The sequence below is a fragment of the Rhizobium sp. ZX09 genome (genome assembly GCF_017357485.1).
In the GTDB taxonomy this organism is placed as follows: Bacteria; Pseudomonadota; Alphaproteobacteria; order Rhizobiales; family Rhizobiaceae; genus Agrobacterium; species Agrobacterium pusense.
Map to the genome: position 1 here is coordinate 2,211,521 of NZ_CP031363.1, position 26,313 is coordinate 2,237,833.

A 26,313-nucleotide genomic window follows, 5' to 3' on the forward strand; every position below is an offset into this window, starting at 1 on the left:
TACCCGATGAGCATTGCAGTCCAAAAGACGAACGACGACAGGCGGGCACGCGCCGCCGCCGCGCTCGCTGAAAAACCTGATGGCATCGTGGAGGCCATCGCCTCCAAGGCCGAGGTGACGCCGGCCGAGATTTTGGCGATCCTGCCGGAAGGTGCGGCCGTTTCCGCTGCCGCCGACCGCTTCGATGCGATCTGGAACGAGATGCGCGGCTGGGGTGAAATCCTGATGATCGTGCAGACCGGCGATATCGTGCTGGAAGTGCCAGGCCACCTGCCGGAAGGCAGCGAAAGTCACGGCTGGTTCAACATCCACGGCGACAGCCCCATCGGCGGTCACATCAAGAAGGACAATTGCGCCGGCATCACCTTCGTCGACCGCGGCTTCCACGGACGCCGCTCCTGTTCCGTCTGGTTCATGAATGCCGCCGGCGGCGCCATGTTCAAGGTGTTCGTCCGCCGCGACGAGAACAAGGAGTTGCTGGCCGAACAACTGGCGAAGTTCGAAGCGCTGCGGAACGGTTTCCGCGGCTGAGAGCTGAGCGGAGGCCGCCGGCAAGGAGTTGCTCCCTTGGACGATGCGGCCTCCCACGACCCTGATTCCTGTGCTCGTCAGGAATCCAACCAGCCCAAGTCCTTCGGCTGAAAAGAATCTTCCCGCCACGCAGACGCGTGTCGACTGGTGTCCTGTGACAAGCACAGGAATGAGGGCGGAGGGGATGCAAATGGCATAGATCCTCCCGTCGGTCCCTTGCCATCCACACCAAATGTCCACCTGACCGGATTTGAAAATCCGGTTCATCGCACGTTCAGTGCCGTTTTTTATCATCCGGTTCAATTCCACCGGAACCAGCACGGAGCAAGCACCATGACCGACCACCAGCCCCTTCTTTCGCGCCGCAGTTTCGCCGGTCTTCTCGCGCTTGCCCCGCTCTTTGCGGCAGGCGGCGCGGCGGCGGCACCGGCGAGCCTGCGCGGCAGCGTCTCCTATCGCGAACGCATCGCCCTGCCGCCGGGCGCAACCGTTACCGTGCGCCTGATCGATGTGTCGCTGGCGGACGCGCCGTCACAGACGATTGCCGAAACCACCATTCGCCCGCGCGGCCAGGTGCCGGTGCCCTTCGTGCTGCGTTATGACGACCGCGACATCCGTGGCCGCCGCTCCTATGCGCTGAGCGCCGAAATCCGCGACCGCGACCGGCTGCTCTTTACCACCACCCGGCGCTATTCCGTCCTGACCGGTGGCCGCGACGATACCGATCTCGTGCTGGAGCGCGTCGGCGCCGGCCCGGGCCGCCCGGAGCCGGAAGCCGGTATCGAAGGGAGCTGGCTGGTCGAGGAAATCCGCGGCGAGAGGGTTCGCGGCCGCCGGCAGGCGACGCTGGAAATCTCCCGCGAAGGCCGCGTTTCCGGAAATGCCGGCTGTAACGGCATTGGCGGTGAAGTGAAGATCAACCGTAACCGTGTCGATTTCGGCCGGATGATTTCCACCCAGATGGCCTGCGCGCCAGACATCATGCGCCAGGAGCGGCAGTTCATCGAAGCGCTGGAAGGCGCCCGCTCCTTCAGGCTGGAGCCGCGCCGCGGCGCGCTGGAACTGCTCGACGGCCGCGGCCGCACGGCAATGCGCCTGCGCCGCGCCTGAGGTTGGCGACCGCCCCGGCAAAAGCCCCGCGTCGCCGTGCTGGCCATGGAACATTCCATGTCGCTTCCGGCACGGCGCGCTTCCCTTTCCCGCCCTATGACTTTGACTGCGTTCGTCTTGACGCTTTGCTCCACCGCGGAGCTGCGCTATGGAACGCGCCGAACTGCGTCGGCTGATACCGACGCGACGTCTCAGAGGGAAAACGAATGACATCCTATGTTCTGACCGTAGCCTGCAAATCGACCCGCGGCATCGTCGCCGCGATTTCCGGTTATCTGGCGGAGAAAGGCTGCAATATCGTCGACAGTTCGCAGTTCGACGACCTCGAGACCGGCAAATTCTTCATGCGCGTCTCCTTCATCTCGGAAGAGGGCGCCTCCCTTGAAGCCATTACCGACGGGTTCCGGCCGGTGGCGGAAAAATTCGGCATGGAAGCGGATATCTACCCGGACGGCCAGCGCATGAAGACGCTGCTGATGGTGTCGCGTTTCGGCCATTGCCTCAACGACCTGCTCTATCGCTGGAAGATCGGCGCGCTGCCGATCGACATCGTCGGTGTCGTGTCCAACCATTTCGATTATCAGAAAGTTGTCGTCAATCACGACATCCCCTTCCACCACATCAAGGTGACGAAGGAGAACAAGCCGAAGGCCGAAGCCCAGCTCATGGAGCTGGTCGAGACAACAGGCTCGGAACTCGTCGTGCTCGCCCGCTACATGCAGGTCCTCTCCGATGACCTGTGCCGCAAGATGTCGGGCAAGATCATCAACATCCACCACTCCTTCCTGCCGAGCTTCAAGGGTGCGAACCCTTACAAGCAGGCCTATGAGCGCGGCGTGAAGCTGATCGGCGCGACAGCGCATTATGTAACAGCCGATCTCGACGAAGGCCCGATCATCGAGCAGGACACGGTGCGGATCACTCACGCGCAATCAGCCGATGACTATGTCTCGCTTGGTCGCGACGTGGAAAGCCAGGTGCTTGCCCGCGCCATCCACGCCCACATCCACCACCGCACATTCATCAACGGCAACCGCACCGTGGTCTTCCCGCCAAGCCCGGGAAGCTATGCTTCCGAGCGGATGGGGTGAGACGTCGCCAGTAAACCCGATGCCTGACAGCTGCTATCGTCGCACCGTCGCTTGCGATGCGGCACCGACCTTGTTCTTATCGCGAATGGCTTTGAATGGAGCGAGCCGCTCACGCATTTTTTCGACGATTCTGATTTTCTCGGCAAAAGACAAATTGGCTCGGACATGCCGAGCCTCTGCTTTGCGTGCCAGAATCTCATTCAGCGTGAAGTTTGACGGATTGCTCATGGATTGGAATTTAAATCCAACACATCATCATGTCCAGTTTTAGCAAGAAATTCCCCCCATTTACCGTCAAGCCCGTGGCGTTTCACGACATCGCGTAGAAGCTCGATGTTTACGGCATTCGCGTCGAGAAACGCGATCACCCGTGCATGATCCTTGTATCTTCCGGTACGGATGGCAATCGCTACCAAATGATGGGCAGAAAGGACGCGGGTCGTGATCTGGCGGCCCGATCCGAAATCTTCGGCAATCTCTTCCGCTTGCTGCAATGCTTCCACATCCAGCGCATCGGAAGCAGGAAGAAACTGAACAGGCCAACCCTCGATCAGCAGGCCTTCCTTTTCCCATTGCTCATAGCCTCGCGCTTTCAGGTAGGGAACAATTTCACCAAGCGTCACAAGTCCGCCAGGGGATGAGGATGAAAAAGTTATCAAAATATCCAGGTCTTCCGTGACGGTCGGCTCAATATACAAAAGAGCCGCAACCGCCCCCGCAATGACATAGGTTTCAATAATGCCATCATCGACCATGGCGTTTAAAACTTCGAGTGACTTTTCCATCGACATCTTCACGTCCCTCTATCGAAAACTATTCCGCTCCATCAAACACCACCCGCGCTCTCAGCCCACGCCCACCCGCACCATCCTCCAGCATCAGCCGCCCGCCGAACAGCCCGGCGATCTCCTCGATGATCGCAAGGCCGAGGCCGGCGCCGGGGGCCGCGTTTTCTTCGCCGCGGGCGAAGCGCTGGCGCACCATGGCGCGTTTTTCAGGCGGGATGCCTGGGCCGTTATCTTCCACTTCCAGCCAGACGGCATCCGCCTGTCTGCCGACGCGGACGGTGACTTCCGCGCCGCGACCGGCGTAATTGATGGCGTTGGAAACGAGATTGCCGATCAACTCGCCGATCAAGAGCGGTTCGGCGAGAATTGTCGCCTCGCCCTCGCCTTCGAAACCGAGATCGATACCCGCCTCAGCGGCGCGCGGCACGAAATCGGCCGTCACGTTCTGCGCCACAGCCACGAGGTCTATCGCGGAAAAATCATGTTTCTCGCTGGAGCCGGCAGCATCGATATTGGCCATGCGCAGAAGCTGGGCAAGGATATGCTCGGCATGGGCGACCGATGCCCCACCCTTCAGCGCCGCCGCCTGCGCTTCCTCAAGGCTGGCGGCGCGGGCGGAAAGAGCCAGCTGGGTGCCGATGATGGCAAGCGGCGTGCGCAGCTGGTGGCTGGCATTGCCGGTGAAATGCCTGAGCGCATCCAGCGCCGATTGCAGCCGCACCATGAAGGAATTGACCGTCTCCACCAGATTTTCCACCTCGACAGGCACGGATTGGCGGATGGGGTGCAGATCGTTCGGGCTGCGCTCGGCAATGGCTTCGCTGAGCCGGTAAAGCGGGCGCAGCGAAATCGTCACCGCGATCCAGACGATGATCGCCGCCCCGACGATCATCAAAAGCAGGCGCAGCGCCGAGCGCAGGATGATTGCCTGCGCCAGCTGGCTGCGGGCAATGGTGGTTTCGGCAACCGTGACGGAAAAGGGCACGGAATTGATGCCGGTCGAAGCAAAACGGCGGATAGCCGCGATGCGGATCGGTTCATCGCGAAACACGGCATCACGAAAGGCGGGCGTATCACCCTTCGGGTTCGCGACCGTTGGCAGGTTCTGATAGCCGGTGAGGAATTGCCCGTTCGGCCCGTCGACACGGTAAAACACGCGGTCCTGGGCAGCCGATGTCAGCATTTCCAGCGCCACATAGGGAATGTCCACTTCCAGCGAACCGTCCTCGGCCACCACCACCCGCTCGGCAATGGCGAGCGCTGAACCGGAAAGCACCCGGTCTGAAACCACATTGGCGGTGTTGACCGCCTCGCGCCATGTATCGGTCAGCGCAACGCAGCCGATGATGGCGGTGGAGATGAGGAGCCAGCCTAGAAGTCGCCGCCTGAGCGAATAGGCGGCCTGTATCATTCAGCCATCTCCGGCAGCTTTTCAAGATAATAACCGATGCCGCGCGCCGTCTTCACCGTCAGCCCGTGCGGCGCGAGCCGCTTGCGCAGGCGGCTGACATATTGCTCGATGGCATTGGCGGAAATATCGTCGTCGAAACCTGTCAGTGACTGCACGATCGCCTCTTTGGCGACAACCTTGCCCGCCCGCATGAACAGCACCTCCAGCAGCGCCACTTCGCGCGCCGGAATATCGAGCGGGCGACCGTCCGCCGAAAAGGTGCGGGAATTAAGATCGAACAGCACCTTGCCAAAACTGAGCGTGGAGGAACGCAGGCCGGCGTTGCGGCGCAGCAGCACCCGCACCCGTGCCTCAAATTCGGTAATCTCGAAGGGCTTGATCATATAGTCGTCGGCGCCGAGATCGAGCCCCTTCACCTTCTCTTCCGGCGTGCCGCGCGCCGTCAGGATCAGCACTGCCGCTTTGTCCTGGCGCGAACGCATGGAGCGCAGCACCTCGATGCCATCCATTTCCGGCAGGTTGAGATCGAGAATGACCAGATCGAAACTTTCCGCCGTAATTGCCGCATCGGCGGAGGCGCCATCAGAAACCACGTCCACCGCATAACCGCTGCCGCGCAGAAGCGCCGAAAGCCCTTCCGACAGCACCTGATTGTCCTCGACCAGCAAAATACGCAAATCTTCCTCCTGCAACATTGCCGAGTTTAACCAGACCCTTACCGCTTGTGAATGGCCAGCGCCTGCGGCATGATCTTTTCCATGCGTATCTGCCTTCTTCTCTGTCTCTGTCTCTGCATGGCCTCGCCTGCGCTTGCCCAGGCCGTCGTTTTTCCGGCTCCCTCCGGCAAGGCGGATGCGCAGACACTGGTGGTCTATTCCTCGCTCGACGAACCGCTGGCGACGCCGATGATCGAGGGTTTCCAGAAGGCCAATCCCGATATTGCCGTCCATTATGAGGATATGCTGACCGGCGAAATCTACGACCGTATCGTCAAGGAAACCGACGCCGGCAAGAAAACCGCCGATTTCGCCTTTTCCTCAGCCATGGACCTGCAGGTGAAGCTGAGCAATGACGGTTATGCCCAGCGGTCGGATCTCGCCATGAGCGCCCGCTGGCCCGCCTGGGCGAACTGGCGCAACACCGCCTATGCGCTGACCTTCGAGCCGGCGGTTTTTGTCTATCACAAGCCAAGCTTCACCACCGAAAAGCCGCCCGCCACCCGCGCCGAATTTGTCGATTATCTCGAACGCCACGCCAAAGAGGTGCATGGCCGTATCGCGACCTATGACATCGAACGCTCCGGCGTCGGCTTCCTGTTCATGTCACGCGACCAGGAGCAGTTCGGCGATATATGGAGCGTCATCAAGGCCATGGGTGCCGCGGGTGTGAAGGTTTATTCAACCTCCTCGGCCATTCTGGAGCGCGTCTCCGACGGCCGCTTCGTGATGGGTTACAATATTCTCGGCTCCTATGCGGCCGACTGGGCCTCACGCCACCCGGATGTCGGCATCGTGCTGCCGAAGGATTATACCGTCGTCATGTCGCGCATCGGGCTGGTGCCGGAAGCCGCAGCCAATCCTGAACTCGGCCGCCGCTACCTCGAATTTTTCATGTCCAAGGAAGGCCAGACGATCATGGCCCGGCAATTGCAAATCCCCGCCGTCAGCCCTGAGGTGGCGGGCGAAAACACCGCCAACACCATGCAGGCCATCCACGGCGCGCAATTGCGGCCGGTTCCCGTCAGCCCCGGCCTGATGGTCTATCTGGATCAGGTCAAGCGCACCCGCCTGATCGAGCGTTGGAACGAGGCTTTGCGGTCGCAGTAGGTTTGAGCGCTCCACCATCCCTCAGTCCTGTGCTTGTCACAGGAATGCGGGTGAAGCAGGCTTCAAAGGCGCAAAACGAAGGCATCCACACGCCACAGTGGACGTCCGGCACAAATTAATAGAGAGTAAATGCGCAAGGACTTGCGTTGCGTCAGTTAGATGACAGCTTTTTGTGATGCTCTGCAATCCTTCTTCATTCCGTGGAGGCGGAAGAAGATGCGGGAGGAAATCTTGAGGATTGCCAAGGCCCAGCGTTGAGTACTCAGCGTCGGCACAGATGCGCCCTGAAGCCCCTTCCGCATAAACGAAAAACGACGCCCAAAAGGGCATCCTGAGGAGGGTTTTCTACGTGAAACATTTTCTTATCGGCACATTTCTGGCGGGCATGATCGCGCTTCCGGCGGCTGCGGCAGATTACACCGTCATCGCACCGGCCAATCCCGGCGGCGGGTGGGACCAGACCGCGCGCTCGCTGCAGAGCGTGCTGCAGGAAGAAGGCATTTCCAAGAGCGTTCAGGTGCAGAACGTACCGGGCGCTGGCGGCACCATCGGTCTTGCGCAATTCGCCAGCCAGCAGAAGGGTAACCCGCACGCCCTCATCGTCGGCGGTTACGTCATGGTTGGCGCGATCCTCACCAACAATGCGCCCGTGACGCTGAAGGAAGTGACCCCGATCGCACGCCTGACCGGCGAATATGAAGCGATCGTCGTTCCGGCATCCTCGCCGCTGAAGACCATCGGCGATCTCATCGACCAGCTGAAGAAAGACCCGGGCAGCGTTTCCTGGGGCGGCGGCTCTGCCGGCGGCACCGACCATATCGCCGTTGGCCTGATTGCCAAGGCGGCCGGCGTCGATCCGACCAAGATCAACTACATCGCCTATTCCGGCGGCGGCGAAGCACTCGCTTCGATCCTCGGTTCGCAGGTCACGGCGGGCGTTTCCGGCTATGGCGAATTCGAAGGCCAGGTCAAGGCCGGCACGCTGCGCCTTCTCGCCGTCACCAGCGAAAACCGTCTTGAGGGCGTCGACGCGCCGACGCTGAAGGAAAGCGGTCTTGATGTCGTCGTGCAGAACTGGCGCATGGTTGCGGCAGCCCCCGGCATTTCCGCCGATCAGGAAAAGGCCATCAATGCTGACGTCGAGAAGCTGGTGAAATCCGCCAAGTGGCAGGAAACCCTGAAGACCAAGGGCTGGATGGATACCTATCTCGCCGGTGACGCCTTCAAGGAACAGCTTGCCAAGGACACCGCCGCCACCGAAACCATCCTCAAAGACATCGGACTGGTAAAATGAGCCAGGGTTCCAACCCTTCGCATGATCAAAAGCGTCGCCCCGACTGGGCGGCGCTGGTCATCGCCGTCGCCCTCGTCGCTGTTGCCAGCGTCATCTTCTGGGATAGCGCCCGCCTTGCCAGCGTCACCGGTTACTCGCCGGTTGGCCCGGCCACCGTGCCTTACGCGATTGCCTTCTGTCTTGTCGGACTGGCGATCTGGACGGCCGTCGAGGCCTGGCGCGGGGATTTTCCCGAGCGTGACAGGCAGGAAATCGCCCCCGTCGTGTGGGTCATTGCCGGCCTTGCCGCCCAGATGCTGCTGCTGACAGTTGCCGGCTTTTCCATTGCCACCGGTCTGCTGTTCGCCTTCACGGCACGCGCTTTCGGCAAACGCAAGCTCTGGTTCTCGATACCGGTCGGCATTGTGCTGAGTTTTGCCATCTGGATCGTTTTTGCCCAGCTGCTGCAGCTTTCGCTGCCCGCCGGACCTCTGGAACGGCTGTTCTTCTGACAGCCATTCCAACAATATTCGAGATCACCGGAACCGCCGGCGCGCACTGACGCCAAGCCAGCCGTTCCGCCCGCCCTTCCGCTCGACAGGGGGACATCTGTCCATGAGTACCTTTGAATTCCTGCTGCACGGTCTTGAGGTTGCCGCCCAACCCATGAACCTGCTCTACGCGCTGATCGGCGTGACGCTCGGCACCGCCGTCGGCGTTCTGCCCGGCATCGGCCCCGCCTTGACCGTCGCGCTGCTCCTGCCCGTCACCTACCGGCTCGACGCTGCCGGTTCGCTCATCATGTTCGCCGGCATCTATTATGGCGGCATGTATGGCGGTTCGACCACCTCCATCCTGCTCAACACGCCGGGCGAAAGCGCCTCGATCGTGACCGCGCTCGAAGGCAACAAGATGGCCCGCAAGGGCAGAGGCGGCCCGGCCCTCGCCACCGCCGCCATCGGCTCCTTCGTGGCCGGCCTCATCGCCACCATCGCGCTCGCCTTCGTCGCGCCCTACATCGTCAAGCTGGCGCTGGTCTTCGGTCCGCGCGAATATTTCGCACTGATGGTGCTGGCTTTCGTCACCGTTTCCTCCGCCTTCGGGGATTCGGCGCTGCGCGGTCTCACCTCGCTGTTCATCGGCTTTGCGCTGGCCATCGTCGGCATCGACCAGCTGACCGGCCAGACCCGCATGAGCTTCGGCATTCCCGACCTGCTCGACGGCGTGGAAGTCACAACGCTTGCGGTCGCCATGTTCGCCATCGGCGAAACCCTGTTCATCGTGGCGCAGGGCCAGAGCGGCGACGACAAGGTCGAAGCCGTCAAGGGTTCGGTCTGGATGAGCGCGCAGGATTGGGCGCGTTCGTGGAAGGCGTGGCTGCGCGGCACCCTGATCGGCTTCCCGATTGGCGCGATGCCTGCCGGCGGCGCTGAAATCGGCACATTCCTGTCCTATGCCACCGAAAAGAAGCTGACCAAATATCCGGAAGAATTCGGCAACGGCGCGATTGAAGGCGTTGCGGGTCCGGAAGCGGCGAACAACGCCTCGGCTGCCGGTACGCTGGTGCCGCTCCTGACGCTCGGCCTGCCGACGACGGCAACAGCGGCCATCATGCTCGCCGGTTTCCAGCAGTTCGGCCTGCAGCCCGGCCCCCTGCTGTTTGCCACCAATCCGCAGCTGGTCTGGGGCCTGATCGCCAGCCTCTTCATCGCCAACCTGATGCTCTTGGTACTCAACCTGCCGCTCGTCGGTCTCTGGGTGAAGCTGCTGACCATTCCGAAGCCCTGGCTTTACGCCGGCATCCTGCTGTTCGCAACGCTCGGCACCATCGGCGCCAACCCGTCGGTCTTCGAACTCGGCATGCTGCTCGCCTTCGGCATCCTCGGCTACATCATGCGCATCTTCGGGTATCCGATTGCGCCTGCGGTTGTCGGCCTCATCCTTGGCCCGCTCGCCGAACAGCAGCTTCGCCGCGCACTGGCCATCGGCCAGGGCGACCCGACCGTGCTGTTCACCTCGCCGATTGCCGTTGGCCTGTTCATCGTCGCGGCAGCCGCCTTCATCATTCCGCTCATCATGCGTATCCGCGGCCGTGGCGAGGTGCTGACGCAGCTTGCCGCCAACGAGGATTGAGAACCAAAGAACCTCCCAAGGCAACTGGCCCCGTATCTCCGGATACGGGGCTTTTTTTGTGGAACGTTATGGATTGCGGCGAGGTTGGGGGCGGCATAGATTTTATGAAACCCTCTGAGGAACCCTGTCATGCGCAGCCTTGCAATCCTGACCATCCTTGCTTTAACCGGTTGCACTACCGCCGCCCCCGATGTGGAACCCATTCCCGGCAGTATCACCTATGGCGGGCAGCCCCGTACCAAACTGACAAAGTCCCCCGTCGGCAGTACGCTCAGCAACGAATTCGTGATGGGCGACGGAAGGCTGGCGATCGAGACTTACCGGGTGCAGCCGGACCGATCGTTGAAACTGGAGAGGCGCGAAATCGTCGGCGACTGGCCACCGGATTGACAGCGGCTGTCACGTTGGTCGTGATGGGTAAAACAGACGGGTAAAAGGCACCGACGAAATTGACGCCGGCCTTTCCTTCCCCTCAACGTCACCTCGGACTTGATCCGAGGATCCATCACCACCACCGCAGTGGGATACTCGGGTCAAGCCCAAGCATGACGGGGAAGAGGTTCGAGCAGATGTTTCATCTGCCCCCGCATTTCCCGCTCACGGCAATTCAGAACCATTCTAAAACATAATTTTGATTTCCGCCCGCCTTGCCAATAAAGCTGATAACGGACATCAAGTTAACCCGACGGAAAGCTTTCCGCCGGTCCGGAACCATTCGCAAGGGACATATTCGTGGCCATCAACTTCACCTTCCCCGTTCGGCTGCTGGCGGCAGCGGCCTTCAGCCTTGGCGCGATGACCGCAAGCGCCGAGGAAATGACGATCAAGCACGCCCAGGGCGAGACCGTGCTGAAAGCCGCGCCGAAAAAGGTTCTGGTTCTTGATGTTCCCTCGCTCGACAATCTCGATGCACTCGGCGTCGAGCCGACGGGCGTCGTCGGCTCCAACCTGCCGACCTATCTGCAGAAATATGCCGACGGGAAATATCTGAAGGTCGGCACGCTGTTTGAGCCCGATTACGAGGCGATCAATGCGGCAGAGGCCGATCTCGTCATCGTTGGCGGCCGTTCGCGGGCAAAATATCCGGATGTTGCCAAGATCACACCGGCCATCGACATGTCGGTGGACTCCAAGGAATTCATCGGCAGCGTGAAAGCCAACATCGCCAAGCTCGGCGATATCTTCGGCAAGCAGGAAGAAGCCAAGAAGCTCGATGCCGCCATCGATGAAAAGGTGGCGAAGCTGAAAGAGATCGCCCCCAATTCCGGCACGGCGATGATCCTCGTCACCAATGCCGGCAAGGTCGGCGTTTATGGCCCAGGCTCGCGCACCGGCTGGCTGCACACCGAAATCGGCTTCAAGCCGGTCGCTGAAGACATTGATGACCGTTTCGACCGCGGCGACGTCGTCTCCTTCGAATATCTTGCCGAGGTCAATCCGGAATGGTTGTTCGTGATCGACCGCGATGCCGGCATCGGCCGCGCCACCGATCCCGGCAAGGCGGCCGCGCAGGTGCTGGATAACGAACTGGTCCACCAGACCAACGCCTGGAAGAAAAAGCAGATCGTTTATCTCGACCCCCAGGCGGCCTATATCGTCAGCAGCGGTTATACGGCGCTCACCACCCTGCTCGATCAGGTCTACAAGGCTGTCTCCGACAAGAAATCGTAAAAGCCTCTAGGCATGCGCTTCTGAAGGCTGCTCCATACTCGGCGTCATCCTCGGGCTTGACCCGAGGATCCATCGCGCGTCAGGTTGTGGATCCTCGGGTCAAGCCCGAAGATGACCAAGGAGAGGTCGGACACCTGTTTCGGCAGCCTGCCAGGTTACGGGGAGCTTTTACCATTTACGAAAAACCACCAACGTGAAATCCCTGCCTCTCATCCTTGTCCTGTTGCTAGCCCTGGTGCTCGCCATCACCAGCCTGTTCGTCGGCGTGAGCAACGTTTCGCTCGCAACACTTTTCGCACCCGACACGAGTGCAGACGCGCTGCGTGTGCTGCTCGTCAGCCGTATTCCGCGCACGCTCGCGCTGATCCTTGCGGGAAGCTCAATGGCGATTGCCGGCCTCATCATGCAGATGCTGGTGCGAAACCGTTTCGTGGAACCTTCCACGGCGGGCACGACGGAATCCGCCGGCCTCGGCCTGCTCGCCGTCACCCTTTTGGCACCGGATACACCGATCTTCGGCAAGATGCTGGTGGCAGCAGCTTTTGCCCTCGCCGGCACCGCGCTGTTCCTGCGCATCCTGCGGCAGGTGCCGCTGCGCGACGTGCTGCTGGTGCCGCTGATCGGCATCATGCTCGGCGGCGTCATTTCCGCCGTCACCACCTTCTTCGCCTATCGCTTCGATCTGCTGCAATCGCTCGGGGCATGGATGACGGGGGATTTTTCCGGCGTACTGCGCGGCCGTTATGAGTTGCTTTGGATCGGTTTTCTCTTCGCCATCGCCGCCTATCTGGCCGCCGACCGCTTCACCGTGGCGGGCATGGGCCGGGACTTCACCACCAATCTCGGTCTCAACTATCGCCGGGTAATGGCGCTCGGCCTCACCATCGTTTCGCTGGTCAGCGCTGTCGTGGTGGTGACGGTGGGCATGATCCCCTTCCTGGGCCTCATCGTGCCGAATGTCGTGAGCCTGATGATCGGCGACAATATGCGCCGCTCGGTGCCATGGGTGGCGACGCTCGGCGCGGTCTTTGTGCTCTCCTGCGACATCATCGGCCGGACGGTGCGCGCGCCTTACGAAATACCCATTGGAACCGTGGTCGGCGTCATCGGCAGCGCGCTGTTCCTCTATCTCCTGCTGCGGAAACGCAACCATGCGTGAGAGAAACCCTGACAGGCGCGCAAAAATCGTTCTGCTTGTGCTTGCCGCACTGGCGCTCATTTCCATGATCGCCTTCATGACGCTCGGCGCCAGGGGAAGCTGGAGTTTCGTGCTACCGTTTCGCGGCATCAAGCTCCTGTCGCTTTTGCTGGTGGCCTACGCCATCGCCGTTTCCACCGTACTGTTTCAGACGGTCACCAACAACCGTATCCTCACCCCTTCGGTCATGGGTTTCGATTCACTCTACGTGCTGATGCAGACCGGGCTGATTTTTGTCTTCGGCTCGGCAACAGTCGTGATGATCGATCCTCAAGTGAAATTTCTGGTGGAAACCGGGCTGCTCGTCGCCTTTTCCGCCCTGCTCTATCGCTGGCTTTTTGTCGGAGCGGAACGCAGCCTGCATCTTCTCGTCCTGGTCGGTATCGTCTTCGGCGTGTTTTTCCGCAGCCTCTCGGGCTTCATGCAGCGGGTCCTCGATACGAACGAATACACGGTGCTGCAGGATGTGCTTTTCGCCAGTTTCAATTCCATCGATCCGACGCTGCTCACTGTTTCCGCCATCATCATCGGCGTGGTGACCATTATCGGGCTGCGCCTGATGCACACGCTCGACGTGCTCTCGCTCGGCCGCGCGACGGCCATCAGCCTCGGGGTCGAATACAAGTACACCGTGACCATCATCCTCGTGCTGGTCTCCGTACTTGTCGCCGTCTCCACTGCGCTCGTCGGCCCGGTCATGTTCTTCGGCCTGCTGGTCGCGGCCCTCGCCCATTATCTCACCGGCAACGGCAAGCATGCCTATGTGCTGCCTGCGGCGATCCTCATCGCCGCGATCTGTCTCGTCGGCGGTCAGGTTGTGCTGGAGCGGGTTTTTGCCTTCGATACGGCGCTCTCCATCATCATCGAATTTCTGGGCGGCATCGTCTTTATCGGTCTCATTCTGAAACGAGGTGCGCGATGATCATCGCCAGTCAGATCAGCAAATCCTATGGTGACAGCGTCGTCATCGACGGCGTCTCGGTTTCCATCCCGGCAGGGGGCGTCACCTCCATCATCGGGCCGAACGGCGCGGGTAAATCCACGCTCCTGTCCATCGTCGCAAGGCTGATGTCCATGGATACGGGAACCGTCACGGTCGACGGGCTGGATGTCACGAAAACCCCCTCCGATACGCTGGCTAAGCGGCTCTCCATCCTGCGGCAGGACAACCACATCTCCTCGCGCCTGACCGTGCGCGACCTTGTCGGCTTCGGCCGCTACCCCTACTCCAAGGGCCGCCCCACCATCGAGGACAAGGCCTATATCGACCGGGCGCTTGAATATCTGCACCTTGAAAATCTGGCCGACCGGTTTCTGGACGAGCTGTCCGGCGGTCAGCGCCAGCGCGCCTTCGTGGCCATGGTGCTTTGCCAGGATACGGATTATGTGCTGCTTGACGAGCCGCTCAACAACCTCGACATGAAACACGCCTCCAGCATGATGAAAATCATGCGCAAGGCGGCCGACGAGCTGAAGAAGACCGTGGTTCTGGTTCTGCACGACATCAACTTCGCCTCCTGGTATTCCGACACCATCATCGCCATGCGCGAGGGCCGCATCTGTCATCAGGGTCCTGCGGAAGAGATCATCCGTCCCGATATTCTCAAGGAAATCTATGACATGCCGATCAGCGTCAGTGAGATAGACGGCCGGCGCATCTGCCTGTTTTACGAATGACATGATGATTGTGCAGGATTTTTGCTGTCCCGTCGCCTAACATGGAACAGGGCCACAGGCCCGCACGTTAATCGACGGACTTTTCCAAAGCGGCATTCCGTCCGCAACTTCAGGAGACATCGATGAAGACGCACAAGACGAAGAACGACCTGCCTTCAAACGCCAAGTCGACCGTTATCGGCATTCTAAACGAATCGCTGGCTTCGGTGATCGACCTTGCGCTCATCACCAAACAGGCGCACTGGAACCTGAAAGGCCCGCAATTCATCGCCGTGCATGAACTTCTCGATACGTTCCGCACCCAGCTCGACAATCATGGCGACACGATTGCCGAACGTGTGGTCCAGCTTGGCGGCACGGCGCTCGGCAGCCTGCAATCGGTCTCCTCGACAACCAAGCTCAAGGCCTATCCGACCGACATCTACAAGATCCATGACCATCTGGACGCCCTGATCGAACGTTATGGCGATGTGGCCAACATGATCCGCAAAGCCATCGACGATTCCGATGAAGCGGGCGACCCCACGACGGCCGACATCTTCACCGCCGCCTCGCGCGATCTCGACAAGGCGCTCTGGTTCCTCGAAGCGCATGTGCAGGAAAAGAGCTGAGCGGAAATCCGCCCACGTCAAAAACAAAGCGCCCGGATATCCGGGCGCTTTTTTTCTTCTCAGGCATCAGTGCCGCCGCAAAACGGCAAGCCCGATGTCCCGCAACATCTCATGGTCGAGAATGCCGCGCTGGGCGCTGCGGATAAGAACCGCCGCGCACTCGTTGGCAACGTGGCTGCTGCGATCTTGAAGGCACTCGAAACATACGCCATCGAAAATATTCTGCAGATCGGTGATCTGCTCCGGCGACAATTGTGCGCCAACCCGTTCAAAAGCTGCATACGACAAGGCTCATCCTCCTGATGATATGCCAAGTATCGTTTCTTTTTTTCGTGGACAGGAAATTTGTACACCCGAACGAATCACTTGTCGAATCAGATTTTAACCAAATGTAAATAGATTATTTCCTGGCACCGCATCTGGGCGCTCCATTGTGAGACGGCAATAAAAACCAGATGAAACAATATCTTCGCTCAAATATCCATGGCGTCCGAGCCCACCGCTTCCCGGAAGGGCAGATAAACTCGCAGGCGGGCGGATTTCCACCGAAACCGCAAAAGAAACTGTTGCATTCCAAAAACGATTGAGCGATATAGCACCCGTCGCCGCTTCGGCGGCCCACGGTTCAGCATACTACCCCGGACCGGTGGATTTGAGCGGGTGTAGCTCAGGGGTAGAGCACAACCTTGCCAAGGTTGGGGTCGAGGGTTCAAATCCCTTCGCCCGCTCCAGATTTCCAGAACAGGCCGATAAATCTCTGGCATGCCCGATGCGAGGCGCATCGCCATACGCGAAAATTTCTCGCGCAAAGAAACCGGGAAGAGAGTTCTCTCCCCGGCCCTCATCGTCAGGCGGCCTCGTCCCAGACGGGCGCAAGCCCTTCCGGCGAAACGATGCGGCCATCCGGTCTTGCAAGCGCACGGATTGCCGCCATTTCATCTGCCGAAAGCTCGAAGTCGAAGATGGCGAGATTTTCCTCGACCCGGGCTTCACTCACCGTTTTCGACAGGGCGACGACGCCCTGCTGCTGCACGAGCCAGCGCAGAACCACCTGTGCTACCGACTTGCCACGGCCCGCGGCAATCTCCTTCAGCACCGGATCGTCAAACACTTTACCATCGGCCATGCCGTAATAACCCGTCACCAACATGCCCGCAGCTTTGGCGGCGGCGATAACCACATCCTGATCGATGTAGGGGTGGTATTCGATCTGGTTGGTCACGATCGGGGCATTGGACAGCTTCACCGCTTCGGCCATCAGCGCCGTGCTGAAGTTGGAGACGCCGATATGGCGCACCTTGCCGGCCTGCCTCACCGCGTTCAGCGCGCCGATCTGCTCGGCAAGCGAAACCGCCTCGTTCGGCCAGTGCAGCAGCAGCAGGTCCACATGATCGGTCTTCAGCTTTTTCAGGCTCTCATCGACAGAGGCGAGGAAGGCATCGTGCCTGTAGTTCTCGACCCAGACCTTGGTGGTGAGAAACACTTCGCCGCGCGTAACGCCCGAAGCAGCAATGGCTTCACCGACCTCGGCTTCATTGCCATAGATCTGGGCGGTATCGATATGGCGGAACCCGGCCTTCAGCGCATGGGGAACGATACGCAGCACATCGGGGCCGGGAATGCGAAACGTGCCGAAACCAAGCGCCGGGATTGACGCGCCGTTTGCAGTGACATCAAACATATATTTTCTCCTTTGAGGTGGCCCGGCCGACTTGGGAGCGGCCGGGTATTTCATGAAAAGCTCAGGCAGTTTTCAGCGTCAGCGCGGCGCGGCGGTCGAGCGCGCTGCTCCAGATGGTCAGAAGCAGGGCAACCGCGACGAGGATGGCGCCAACCCAGGGTGTGGCTCCCAGACCCAACAGTGATTCCACCACCAGACCGCCGAGCCACGCGCCGATGGCGATGCCAAGATTGAACGCGGCGATGTTGAGCGCCGAAGCGACATCGACGGCGCCGGGACGATGCTCCTTGGCAAGCTGCACCACATAAAGCTGCAGGCCGGGAACATTGGCGAAGGAGAGGAAACCAAGCGCGGCAAGCGTGATGAGCGTCAGCACCGGCGAAACCGCGGTGAAGGAAAAGACGAGCAGCACGATGGCCTGCGCCAGGAAGAGGCCAATGAGGGCCTTGGCCGGATTATGGTTGGCGATCCGGCCGCCACCGATGTTGCCGGCCGCGATGGCGATACCGTAAAGCACGAGGATCAGGCTGACGCTCTTTTCCGAAAATTCGGTCACATCCTGCAGGATTGGCGCAAGGAAGGTGAAGGCGACGAAGGTGCCACCGTAACCAAGCGCGGTCATGGCGAAGACGATGAGCAGGCGGCCGGAGCCGAGAACACGGACCTGATCGAGCAAGCTTGCCGGCGGCGCCTTCTTGAGTGTGTTCGGGAGAAGCGCTGCAATGCCGAGGAAGGCAATGACACCAAGGGCAGCAACGGCCCAGAAGGTTGCGCGCCAGCCGAAGACCTGGCCGATATAGGTGCCGAGCGGAACACCGGTGACGATGGCGACCGTAAGGCCCATGAACATCATGGCAATGGCCGAGGCGCGACGGTTTTCCGGCACGAGATCGGCCGCGATGGTGGAGCCGACCGAGAAAAAGACGCCATGGGCGAAGGCGGCAATGACGCGCGCGACCAGCAGCATCTCATAATTGGGTGAAAGTGCTGCGAGACTGTTACCGACGATGAACAGGGCCATCAGGCCGAGCAGCAGCGGCTTCCTCTCTATCTTGCCGGTCAATGCGGTCAGGATCGGCGCACCAAAGGTCACACCCAGTGCATAGACACTGACGATGAGACCGGCGAGCGGCAGGGTGATATGGAGATCGTTTGCGACAGTCGGCAGCAGACCGACAATGACGAACTCCGTTGTTCCGATCGCATAGGCCGCGATCGTCAGGGCAAATATGGCCAATGGCATGACGAATACCTCTTCGCCCGCAGCTGGATCGCGGGCCTTCTGGACAGCTTGGGGCTGCCCGGTTGGATCAAATTGTATGAGCGCAATATGGGCAAAGGGGACTTGCATGATAATCGGCAAAGCCGGATAAATACCTTTGAATTGATTTCATAGGTGATGCGCGATGGACAACAGGGCCGGAGAGATGGAAGTCTTCGTGGCGGCGGCGGAACTCGGCAGCTTTTCAGCCGCCGGGCGCAGGCTGAAGCTTTCGCCCTCGGCCGTCAGCAAACTTGTCACACGTATCGAAGACCGTCTCGGCACCAGGTTGCTGGCCCGCTCCACCCGGCTCGTAACGCTTACGCCGGAGGGCGAGGTCTATCTGGCGCGGGCCCGACGCATTCTCGCCGACATAGCCGAGACCGAGCAGATCGTGGCGAGCGGCGGCAAGGTGGTGCCGCGCGGGCTGCTACGGGTCAACGCGACGCTGGGCTTCGGTGAACGTTATCTCCTGCCGCTTGCACCGGAATTCCTGTCGCTTTATCCGGAAATCGAGCTGGATATTTCGCTCACCGATGGCGTCATCAGCCTGATCGAGGAACGCACGGACATTGCCATACGCTCCGGCGCCATGGGCGATTCATCGCTGAAGGCAAGAAAGCTGAAGGAAGTACGCCGCGTTATCGTCGCCTCCCCCACCTATATCGAACAATACGGCATGCCGGAAACGCCGCAGGATCTGGCGCGGCATAATTGCCTGAGCTTCAATTTCAGTCGCAGTCTCAATGAATGGCCGTTCCGCGACCCCGGTTCTGCCTATGTCTATCGCCTGCCCGTCACGGGCAATGCCTCCGTCAACAGCGGCATGGCGATGCGCAGGCTTTGCCTCTCGGGGCTTGGGCTCGGTCGGGTCGGTGAATTCCACGTCGAACCCGATATTAGGGCTGGCCTGCTCGTTCCCGTACTGGAAGACTATAGCGCCGAGGACATGGAGGTGATCCACGCGGTTTATGCCGGCCATGAGCATCTCGCAGCCCGCGTGCGCGCCTTCATAGATTTCCTTGCCGCAAGGGTCGGGCGCTGATTATCACACCAGCCCATGTACCAGCTTCGCAAGCCAGTCGACAAATACGCGGACCTTGTTGGTCACGTGCCGGGTCTGGGGATAGACGACATAGATCGGCATCGCCTCCCGTCGCCATTCGGAAAGCACCGGCACCAGCTCTCCGCGCGAAAGGGCGTCGCGCACCATGAAGATCGGCAGCTGCACGATGCCCATGCCGGCGAGCGCCGCATTCAAGTAGGTGCGGCTGTCATTGACGGAAACGACGTAGTTGGGCGTCAACTCGACGCTGCGTATGCCATTGTCGAAGGAGGCCGGCATGATCTGCCCGGTGGTGGCATTGAGGTAACCCACCGACAGATGATCCTTCTCCAGGTCCTCCGGTTCTCGGGGCATGCCAAAATTTTCGATATAGGACGGCGACGCAAATGTTTCGAACCGGAGTTCGCCTACTTTTCGGGCAATCAGCGACTGATCGCGCAACACGCCGACGCGCAGTGCACAGTCGACATTTTCCGCGATATAATCGACCAGACGGTCGCCGACACCGAGATCGAGACGGATTTGCGGATAGCGCTGGTAAAATTCGCAAAGATGTGGGATAACCACAAGGTCCGCAAAGACACCGGCCATTTCCACGCGCAACCGGCCGGATGGCTGCACCTGCGCGCTGGACATGCTGCCGTCAAGTTCTTCTATTTCCGATAAAATCTGCGATGCACGCTCATAATAGAGAGCGCCGTCCGTTGTCAGCATCACTCGCCGCGTCGTGCGGTTGAGAAGCGTGGTCTGCAAATGCGCCTCGAGCGCCTGGACCATATTGGTGACCGTGGTTTTCGGCATGTTCAGCGCTGTCGCGGCGCGGCTGAAATTGCCGGTTTCCACGACACGCGTAAAAACCCGCATGGCGGAGAGCTGATCCATGATGAGATTATCCGTCGTTTTGGAATAGTGTTTTCATTTTGGCATACTTGATCGTTTTTCTCCGAACAATAATATGAATTTCAGATTTTGCAAATGTGATGCACTGCTCAAGGTGGTGCAACGGGACCGGATCAGATGAACGCGCACTGGGAGAATATCAAAAGCTGTGGGGGCTTCGCGTCCCAGCTTTCCGTGCGCCGATATGAAGGTTCGAGCCTGTGCAGCCAACCGCCCGTCGTACTTTATCTGCGCGGCGGTTCGTTTCTGGAACCCGGCCTGGAGCCGGGCGGCAATTGCCCGGAACTTCCGGTCGCGCGCGCGCTTGCAGAAAGCGGCGCCGTCGTCGTGGAGGCCGATTACAGCAGGCCGTCCGGCAACGAGTTTCCGATGGTTATCGACTGCGCTTACGAAGCGCTCGATCGCCTGAGCCGGGATCGCAAGCATTATGGCGGCGCGAAATCGCTGCTGTTCGTGGCCGGCGAAGAGGCAGGCGGCAATGTGGCGGCGGGGCTTGCCTTGAAGGCCCGTGACCGCATGCCGGGCAAACTTGCCGGTCAGATACTTCTGTCGCCCATGATCGATCCGATGATGACGACGGAATCCTTCCGCGACGCGGACAGGATCGGCATGCGCCAGCGCTGGGCCGATGGCTGGAGCCATTACCTTGCCAAGGCGTGCGGGTTTTTTCACCCCTATGCCGCACCCTGCCAGTGCACGCGGCTGAACCGGGTGGCGCCGGCGCTGATCTTTACCGCCGAGGACGACCCTCTGCGCGACGAAACGGTCAATTACGGAGACCGCCTCATCGCCTCAGGCGTTAGCGTTAGGCAGCATGTTTTCCCCGCCGGCGTCGGCTGGACGGGGCTTTATCAAGGAGAGGGCGGCGGATGGGTCTCATCCGTCTGTTCGGAGTTCAAGACTTTCGTTGACCAGTTAAACCACTGAAATTTCGCATTTTGAGCATGTCCAGTAAAAGTGCGTAGCGGTTTTACGTCCGGATCATGCGACGAAGTAAAATAGATGAACGACCTGCTCCCGATCGGGGGCGAAGGAGATACCCATGACGCTGAACACAAAGCGCCGGGCCCTGACGGGCGCCGGTATCGGGCTTGCTATGTCCGTTGCAGCAGCAGCACTGTTTTTCGACCTCCCCACCAGTCGCGATGCAACGGCCGCTTCCACGCCTGCTGAAACACCAGCGATCCCTGTCACCGTTGCCAAGGTTGAAAGCCGCGACGTGATGCGCTGGGAGGAATTTTCCGGCCGTCTGGAAGCCGTTGACCGGGTGCAGATTCGCTCCCGCGTCGCCGGCCAGATCAAGGCTGTGCATTTTCGCGAAGGCGCGCTGGTGAAGGAAGGCGATCCCCTCTTCACCATCGATCCGGCCCCCTATCAGGCCGCTGTTGCCGGCGCTGAAGGACAGGTCGCCTCGGCCGAAGCCAAGGTCAGCCTTGCGAAAACGGAACTCGACCGCGGTCGCCGGCTTTCCGACAACCGCACCATCTCGCAGAGCGATCTCGACCAGCGCCAGAGCTCGTTTGCGGATGCCGAAGCCCAGCTTCGCGCCGCCCGCGCAGCACTCACCACGGCGCAACTCGATCTCGGTTACACCGAAATCCGCGCACCTGTTTCAGGCCGCGTCGGCCGCATCGAAATCACCGCCGGCAACCTCGTCGCCGCCGGTTCCACCTCGCCGGCACTGACGACCCTCGTGTCGGTCAACCCGATCTATGCGAGCTTCAACGCCAGCGAAGGCGTGGTGGCCAAGGCTCTTGCCGAGCTGCCGAAGACCGATGGCGCCCTGCCGGCTCTCGAACAGATCCCAGTGGAAATCGGCACGCTTTCGGATGAAGGCACGCCGATCAAGGGTACGCTGCACCTGATCGACAATCAGGTGGATTCGGCAAGCGGCACCATCGGTGTGCGCGCCGTCTTCGACAATCCCGATGGCAGGTTGATCCCCGGCCAGTTCGTGCGGGTGCGCATGGGCGAACCGAAGCCGGAAAACCGCATCGTCATCAGCGATCGCGCCATCGGCACGGATCAGGACAAGCGCTTCGTCTTCGTGGTCGATGCCGAAAACAAGGTGAGCTACCGCCAGATCAAGCCGGGCGCGCCGGCCGATGGCCAGCGCATCATCGAAAGCGGCCTTGCTGCCGGTGATACGATCGTCGTCAACGGCCTGCAGCGCATCCGTCCCGGCGCAACCATCGCACCTCAGGCGGAAGATAAGGTTGCTGCCTCGCAGTAATCCATCTCTTTGATCAGTAAGCGTCCCGCGCTTTCGCGAGACGCGCATTCAGACAGAACCGGCCTTCACCGGCGGCAGAATTGCCGCCGGAGCGGCCTTCGCATTCCAAAATATACCCGGAGAGGGACTGGATATGAATATTTCCAGATTTTTTGTCGACCGGCCGGTATTCGCCGGCGTCTTGTCGATCCTGATTGTGGTGGCAGGCCTTCTTGGCATGCGCGCCCTGCCGATTTCGGAATATCCCGAAGTCGTTCCGCCATCCGTCGTCGTGCGCGCCACCTATCCCGGTGCGAACCCGACCGTTATCGCTGAAACCGTCGCGACACCGCTCGAAGAACAGATCAACGGTGTCGAGGACATGCTCTACATGGGCAGCCAGGCGACATCCGACGGCGTGCTGACGCTGACCGTCACCTTCAAGCTCGGCACCGACCCCGACAAAGCCCAGCAACTGGTGCAGAACCGTGTGTCCCAGGCGGAACCACGCCTGCCGGCGGAAGTGCGCGCGCTCGGCATCACCACGGTCAAGAGCTCGCCCGACTTCATCATGGTCGTCAACCTCGTCTCGAAGACCGACGCCTATGACATCACCTATCTGCGCAACTATGCGACGCTGAACGTCAAGGATCGTCTCGCCCGCATCGAAGGTGTCGGCCAGGTGCAGGTCTTCGGCGCAGGTGACTACTCCATGCGCGTCTGGCTCGACCCGCAGAAGGTGGCCGAACACGATCTTGCTGCCGCCGACGTCTCCGACGCCATCCGCCAGCAGAACGTTCAGGCCGCAGCCGGTGTCATCGGCGCTTCGCCAAGCCCTAACGGTGTCGACCTGCAGCTCAACGTCAATGCCCAGGGCCGTCTGACGACGCCGGAAGAATTCGGCAACATCATCGTCAAGAGCGGTGCGAACGGCGAAATCACCCGCCTGCGCGATGTCGCCCGCATCGAACTGGGCGCGGCCGATTACACGCTGCGTTCGCTGCTCGATGGCGAGCCCGCCGTGGCTGTGGCCGTGCTTCAGGCTCCCGGCTCCAACGCCATCGAAATCGCCGACAATGTTCGCGCCACCATGGACAATCTGCAATTGGCGATGCCCGATGGCGTGAAATACGAGATCGTCTACGATACGACGAAATTCGTGCGCTCCTCCATCGAGAAGGTTGTCGATACACTCCTCGAGGCCGTTGGCCTCGTGGTGCTTGTCGTCATCCTCTTCCTTCAGACATGGCGCGCCTCGATCATTCCGCTGATCGCCGTTCCGGTCTCGATCATCGGCACCTTCGCCGTCATGTATGCCTTCGGCTTCTCCATCAACGCGTTGACCCTGTTCGGTCTCGTGCTCGCCATCGGCATCGTGGTGGATGACGCCATCGTGGTCGTTGAAAACGTCGAGCGAAACATCGAAAACGGGCTCTCACCGCGTGACGCCACCTATAAGGCGATGCGTGAAGTCTCCGGCCCGATCATCGCCATTGCGCTGGTTCTGGTCGCCGTCTTCGTGCCGCTTGCCTTCATCTCCGGCCTGTCCGGCCAGTTCTACCGGCAGTTCGCGCTGACGATTGCGATCTCCACCGTCATTTCGGCCATCAATTCGCTGACGCTGTCACCCGCTCTTGCAGCCCTGCTGCTGAAGGAACATGGTGCACCGAAAGACTGGCTCACCCGCTTCATGGACAAGATTTTCGGCTGGTTCTTCCGTGGCTTCAACCGTGCCTTCGGCGCGGCCTCGAACGGCTACGGCAAGACGGTCGGCGGGCTGGTGACGCGCAAAAGCCTCGTCATGATCGTTTACATGGCACTGGTGGCTGCTACCTATGGCATGTTCACGACAGTGCCGAGCGGCTTCGTGCCGGCGCAGGACAAGCAGTATCTGATCGGTTTCGCCCAGCTTCCCGATGGCGCAACGCTCGACCGCACCGAAAACGTCATCAAGCGGATGAGCGCGATCGCCATGGAAACACCCGGCGTCAGCCACGCCATCGCCTTCCCGGGCCTGTCGATCAACGGCTTCACCATCGGCTCCAACTCCGGCATCGTCTTTGCGGTTCTCGATGACTTCGAAAAGCGCAAGACACCTGAACTCTCCGGTGGCGCCATCGCCATGCAGCTGAACCAGAAGTTTGCCGGCATTCAGGACGCCTTCATCGCCATGTTCCCGCCGCCGCCGGTCAACGGTCTCGGCCAGACAGGCGGCTTCAAGCTGCAGATCGAAGACCGCGCCGGTTACGGCTACCAGACGCTGGACGAAGCGGCGAAAGCCGTGATCGGCAAGGCCTATCAGACACCGGAGCTGGCAGGCATCTTCTCCAGCTACCAGATCAACGTGCCGCAGCTCTTCGCCGATCTCGACCGGGCCAAGGCCGAGCAGCTGGGCGTCTCCGTCAGCGACGTGTTCCAAACGCTGCAGATTTATCTCGGCTCGCTCTACGTCAATGACTTCAACGCGTTCGGTCGCACATACAGCGTCCGTGTGCAGGCGGATTCGCAATTCCGCGCCCATGCGGAAGATATCGGTCGCCTGAAGGTTCGCTCCGCAACGGGTCAGATGATCCCGCTGTCGACACTGCTGAAGGTGGATGCAACGACGGGACCGGAGCGCACCAACCGTTATAACGGCTTCCTCGCAGCCGATATCAACGGTGGACCGGCACCGGGCTTCTCTTCGGGTCAGGCGCAGGCGGCGATCGAAAAGATCCTTGCCGAAACCCTGCCCGCTGGCATCGATTACGAATGGACCGATCTGACCTACCAGCAGATTCTCGCCGGCAATTCCAGCATCGTGGTCTTCCCGCTGGCGCTGCTGCTCGTCTATCTCGTGCTCGCCGCGCAATATGAAAGCCTGACCCTGCCGATTGCGATCATCCTGATCGTGCCGCTGGGCGTGCTTGCAGCTCTCACGGGCGTCTGGCTGACAGGAGGGGACAACAACATCTTTACGCAGATCGGCCTTGTCGTCCTTGTGGGTCTCTCGGCGAAAAACGCGATCCTGATCGTGGAATTCGCACGGGAACTGGAATTCGAGGGACGAACGCCGGTTCAGGCGGCCATCGAGGCAAGCCGGCTTCGCCTGCGCCCGATCCTGATGACCTCGCTCGCCTTCATCATGGGCGTGGTGCCGCTGGTCGTCTCTACAGGTGCCGGTGCGGAAATGCGCGCCGCCATGGGTGTCGCGGTCTTCTCCGGCATGATCGGCGTGACGTTCTTCGGCATCTTCATGACTCCGGTCTTCTATGTGCTGGTGCGCAAGCTGGCGGGTAACCGTCCGCTCATCCAGCACAAGCAGGAAGAACCGGCCAATTCGGACTACAAGCTCGAAAAGGCCGGCTGAGACCGACACCTATCCACCGCAACCTTCGACGCAAGCCCGCCGCGCATCCCGAGATGCGCGGCGTTTTATATGGAAAGATGTGTATGCGCCTCTTCTGAAATTGAATCAGTTTCAAGTGCTTAACGGTAATACAGGCTGCGTTCTGCGCCGCACCACAATTGGCAAAAGTCAATATAGATGTTGGTGACTGCGCGCAGAGGAAGAAACAATGATATTTTATGCTTTGTATTTTGTGTTACTTTCCAAGAACAGGGTGATTCGGACTAAACGATTTAGTTCAGGGGCGACATGATGGAGCAGGATTACGAGAACTGGGCGACGACCGTTGCCTATTCGATAGTGATGCATGAGGGTCTTGATCTCGCGCTTTCCGCGCAAAATCTCGATAGAGGCAAGACCAGAAACAATCGTGAGCGGTTGATGGAAGCCATTCGCACATCCTTGCTGGAAGCGCGCTCACGCAGCCACGTGACAGCGGCGCAACGGGTTTAAGCCGGCCTCCTGAGATTGTTGCGGCAGCTTTC

General features: G+C 60.3%; 26 protein-coding genes and 1 tRNA gene. 19 read left to right on the forward strand and 8 right to left on the reverse strand.

Going from position 1 to position 26,313, the window contains the following annotated elements; all coding sequences use genetic code 11:
- Nucleotides 1-6 precede the first annotated feature (6 nt).
- The 3 genes from hutX to purU all read left to right on the forward strand — a co-directional run bounded on the left by hutX (nt 7) and on the right by purU (nt 2,732).
- Entirely contained in the window at nt 7-531 is a 525-nt protein-coding gene (hutX, locus tag BTN45_RS11060; protein WP_207587738.1) for a heme utilization cystosolic carrier protein HutX, read from the forward strand.
- Nucleotides 532-864: 333 nt separating this feature from the next.
- Nucleotides 865-1,641 carry a YbaY family lipoprotein gene (locus BTN45_RS11065; RefSeq protein ID WP_207587740.1) on the forward strand — a complete coding sequence of 259 codons (777 nt, stop codon included), beginning with the start codon at nt 865-867 and terminating at the stop codon, nt 1,639-1,641.
- 206 nt (nt 1,642-1,847) lie between these two features.
- Nucleotides 1,848-2,732 (forward strand): formyltetrahydrofolate deformylase, encoded by an 885-nt coding sequence (gene purU, locus BTN45_RS11070; protein ID WP_207587750.1) that lies wholly within the window; start codon nt 1,848-1,850, stop codon nt 2,730-2,732.
- A 33-nt stretch (nt 2,733-2,765) separates the two neighbouring features.
- Here purU and BTN45_RS11075 read toward each other — a convergent pair whose 3' ends face one another.
- Genes BTN45_RS11075 through BTN45_RS11090 form a run of 4 tightly spaced genes read right to left on the reverse strand, consistent with a single transcriptional unit; the run spans nt 2,766 to nt 5,608 of the window.
- Nucleotides 2,766-2,960, reverse strand: coding sequence for a hypothetical protein (locus tag BTN45_RS11075; protein WP_037091850.1), 195 nt, complete (start codon nt 2,958-2,960; stop codon nt 2,766-2,768).
- Entirely contained in the window at nt 2,957-3,517 is a 561-nt protein-coding gene (locus BTN45_RS11080; RefSeq protein ID WP_037091853.1) for a hypothetical protein, read from the reverse strand. The genes BTN45_RS11075 and BTN45_RS11080 overlap by 4 nt, the downstream gene beginning before the upstream one ends.
- Before the next feature lie 28 nt (nt 3,518-3,545).
- The gene (locus tag BTN45_RS11085; protein WP_207587752.1) at nt 3,546-4,931 is read right to left on the reverse strand and encodes a sensor histidine kinase; all 1,386 of its coding nucleotides are present in this window, start codon (nt 4,929-4,931) and stop codon (nt 3,546-3,548) included.
- The gene (locus tag BTN45_RS11090; protein WP_207587754.1) at nt 4,928-5,608 is read right to left on the reverse strand and encodes a response regulator transcription factor; all 681 of its coding nucleotides are present in this window, start codon (nt 5,606-5,608) and stop codon (nt 4,928-4,930) included. Before BTN45_RS11090 ends, BTN45_RS11085 begins: the two co-directional genes overlap by 4 nt.
- A gap of 81 nt (nt 5,609-5,689) precedes the next feature.
- Here BTN45_RS11090 and BTN45_RS11095 point away from each other — a divergent pair, with 81 nt between their 5' ends.
- The 10 genes from BTN45_RS11095 to dps all read left to right on the forward strand — a co-directional run bounded on the left by BTN45_RS11095 (nt 5,690) and on the right by dps (nt 15,320).
- Nucleotides 5,690-6,757 (forward strand): ABC transporter substrate-binding protein, encoded by a 1,068-nt coding sequence (locus BTN45_RS11095; protein WP_006700422.1) that lies wholly within the window; start codon nt 5,690-5,692, stop codon nt 6,755-6,757.
- A gap of 349 nt (nt 6,758-7,106) precedes the next feature.
- Entirely contained in the window at nt 7,107-8,051 is a 945-nt protein-coding gene (locus BTN45_RS11100; protein WP_004443448.1) for a tripartite tricarboxylate transporter substrate binding protein, read from the forward strand.
- A complete protein-coding gene (locus BTN45_RS11105; RefSeq protein ID WP_035210454.1) occupies nt 8,048-8,542 on the forward strand; it encodes a tripartite tricarboxylate transporter TctB family protein in 495 nt (164 codons plus the stop codon). Before BTN45_RS11100 ends, BTN45_RS11105 begins: the two co-directional genes overlap by 4 nt.
- Nucleotides 8,543-8,645: 103 nt before the next feature.
- A complete protein-coding gene (locus BTN45_RS11110; protein ID WP_004443452.1) occupies nt 8,646-10,163 on the forward strand; it encodes a tripartite tricarboxylate transporter permease in 1,518 nt (505 codons plus the stop codon).
- Between the two features lie 129 nt (nt 10,164-10,292).
- A complete protein-coding gene (locus BTN45_RS11115; RefSeq protein WP_004443453.1) occupies nt 10,293-10,553 on the forward strand; it encodes a hypothetical protein in 261 nt (86 codons plus the stop codon).
- Between the two features lie 342 nt (nt 10,554-10,895).
- On the forward strand, nt 10,896-11,834 hold the full coding sequence (locus BTN45_RS11120) for a siderophore ABC transporter substrate-binding protein (protein WP_022556835.1): 939 nt from the start codon (nt 10,896-10,898) through the stop codon (nt 11,832-11,834).
- Between the two features lie 193 nt (nt 11,835-12,027).
- The gene (locus BTN45_RS11125) at nt 12,028-12,993 is read left to right on the forward strand and encodes an ABC transporter permease (protein ID WP_207587756.1); all 966 of its coding nucleotides are present in this window, start codon (nt 12,028-12,030) and stop codon (nt 12,991-12,993) included.
- On the forward strand, nt 12,986-13,954 hold the full coding sequence (locus tag BTN45_RS11130; RefSeq protein WP_207587758.1) for an iron chelate uptake ABC transporter family permease subunit: 969 nt from the start codon (nt 12,986-12,988) through the stop codon (nt 13,952-13,954). The genes BTN45_RS11125 and BTN45_RS11130 overlap by 8 nt, the downstream gene beginning before the upstream one ends.
- Nucleotides 13,951-14,709, forward strand: a complete 759-nt coding sequence (locus tag BTN45_RS11135) for an ABC transporter ATP-binding protein (RefSeq protein WP_207587760.1) — start codon at nt 13,951-13,953, stop codon at nt 14,707-14,709. Before BTN45_RS11130 ends, BTN45_RS11135 begins: the two co-directional genes overlap by 4 nt.
- Before the next feature lie 122 nt (nt 14,710-14,831).
- Nucleotides 14,832-15,320 (forward strand): DNA starvation/stationary phase protection protein Dps, encoded by a 489-nt coding sequence (gene dps / locus BTN45_RS11140; protein WP_004443462.1) that lies wholly within the window; start codon nt 14,832-14,834, stop codon nt 15,318-15,320.
- Between the two features lie 66 nt (nt 15,321-15,386).
- On the opposite strand, the gene BTN45_RS11145 is transcribed toward dps, so the two are convergent.
- Nucleotides 15,387-15,608 carry a hypothetical protein gene (locus BTN45_RS11145; protein WP_004443464.1) on the reverse strand — a complete coding sequence of 74 codons (222 nt, stop codon included), beginning with the start codon at nt 15,606-15,608 and terminating at the stop codon, nt 15,387-15,389.
- 368 nt (nt 15,609-15,976) lie between these two features.
- Between BTN45_RS11145 and BTN45_RS11150 the strand changes: the two genes are divergently transcribed.
- Nucleotides 15,977-16,051, forward strand: a tRNA-Gly gene (locus BTN45_RS11150).
- 116 nt (nt 16,052-16,167) lie between these two features.
- Here BTN45_RS11150 and BTN45_RS11155 read toward each other — a convergent pair.
- Both BTN45_RS11155 and BTN45_RS11160 read right to left on the reverse strand, forming a co-directional pair.
- Complete coding sequence (locus BTN45_RS11155; protein ID WP_207587762.1) at nt 16,168-17,001, reverse strand: aldo/keto reductase; 834 nt, start codon at nt 16,999-17,001, stop codon at nt 16,168-16,170.
- Between the two features lie 61 nt (nt 17,002-17,062).
- Complete coding sequence (locus BTN45_RS11160; RefSeq protein ID WP_207587764.1) at nt 17,063-18,244, reverse strand: MFS transporter; 1,182 nt, start codon at nt 18,242-18,244, stop codon at nt 17,063-17,065.
- Nucleotides 18,245-18,407: 163 nt separating this feature from the next.
- On the opposite strand from BTN45_RS11160, the gene BTN45_RS11165 reads away from it, so the two are divergent.
- Nucleotides 18,408-19,307: a LysR family transcriptional regulator gene (locus tag BTN45_RS11165; protein WP_207587766.1), complete on the forward strand. Its 900-nt coding sequence runs from the start codon at nt 18,408-18,410 to the stop codon at nt 19,305-19,307.
- A gap of 3 nt (nt 19,308-19,310) precedes the next feature.
- On the opposite strand, the gene BTN45_RS11170 is transcribed toward BTN45_RS11165, so the two are convergent.
- Nucleotides 19,311-20,210 carry a LysR family transcriptional regulator gene (locus BTN45_RS11170; RefSeq protein WP_004443468.1) on the reverse strand — a complete coding sequence of 300 codons (900 nt, stop codon included), beginning with the start codon at nt 20,208-20,210 and terminating at the stop codon, nt 19,311-19,313.
- A 135-nt stretch (nt 20,211-20,345) separates the two neighbouring features.
- On the opposite strand from BTN45_RS11170, the gene BTN45_RS11175 reads away from it, so the two are divergent.
- The 4 genes from BTN45_RS11175 to BTN45_RS11190 all read left to right on the forward strand — a co-directional run bounded on the left by BTN45_RS11175 (nt 20,346) and on the right by BTN45_RS11190 (nt 26,281).
- Nucleotides 20,346-21,155, forward strand: coding sequence for an alpha/beta hydrolase (locus BTN45_RS11175; protein ID WP_004443469.1), 810 nt, complete (start codon nt 20,346-20,348; stop codon nt 21,153-21,155).
- Between the two features lie 115 nt (nt 21,156-21,270).
- Nucleotides 21,271-22,461: an efflux RND transporter periplasmic adaptor subunit gene (locus BTN45_RS11180; RefSeq protein WP_004443470.1), complete on the forward strand. Its 1,191-nt coding sequence runs from the start codon at nt 21,271-21,273 to the stop codon at nt 22,459-22,461.
- 133 nt (nt 22,462-22,594) lie between these two features.
- Entirely contained in the window at nt 22,595-25,789 is a 3,195-nt protein-coding gene (locus BTN45_RS11185; RefSeq protein ID WP_207587768.1) for a multidrug efflux RND transporter permease subunit, read from the forward strand.
- 288 nt (nt 25,790-26,077) lie between these two features.
- Entirely contained in the window at nt 26,078-26,281 is a 204-nt protein-coding gene (locus BTN45_RS11190) for a hypothetical protein (RefSeq protein WP_004443472.1), read from the forward strand.
- Nucleotides 26,282-26,313 lie beyond the last annotated feature (32 nt).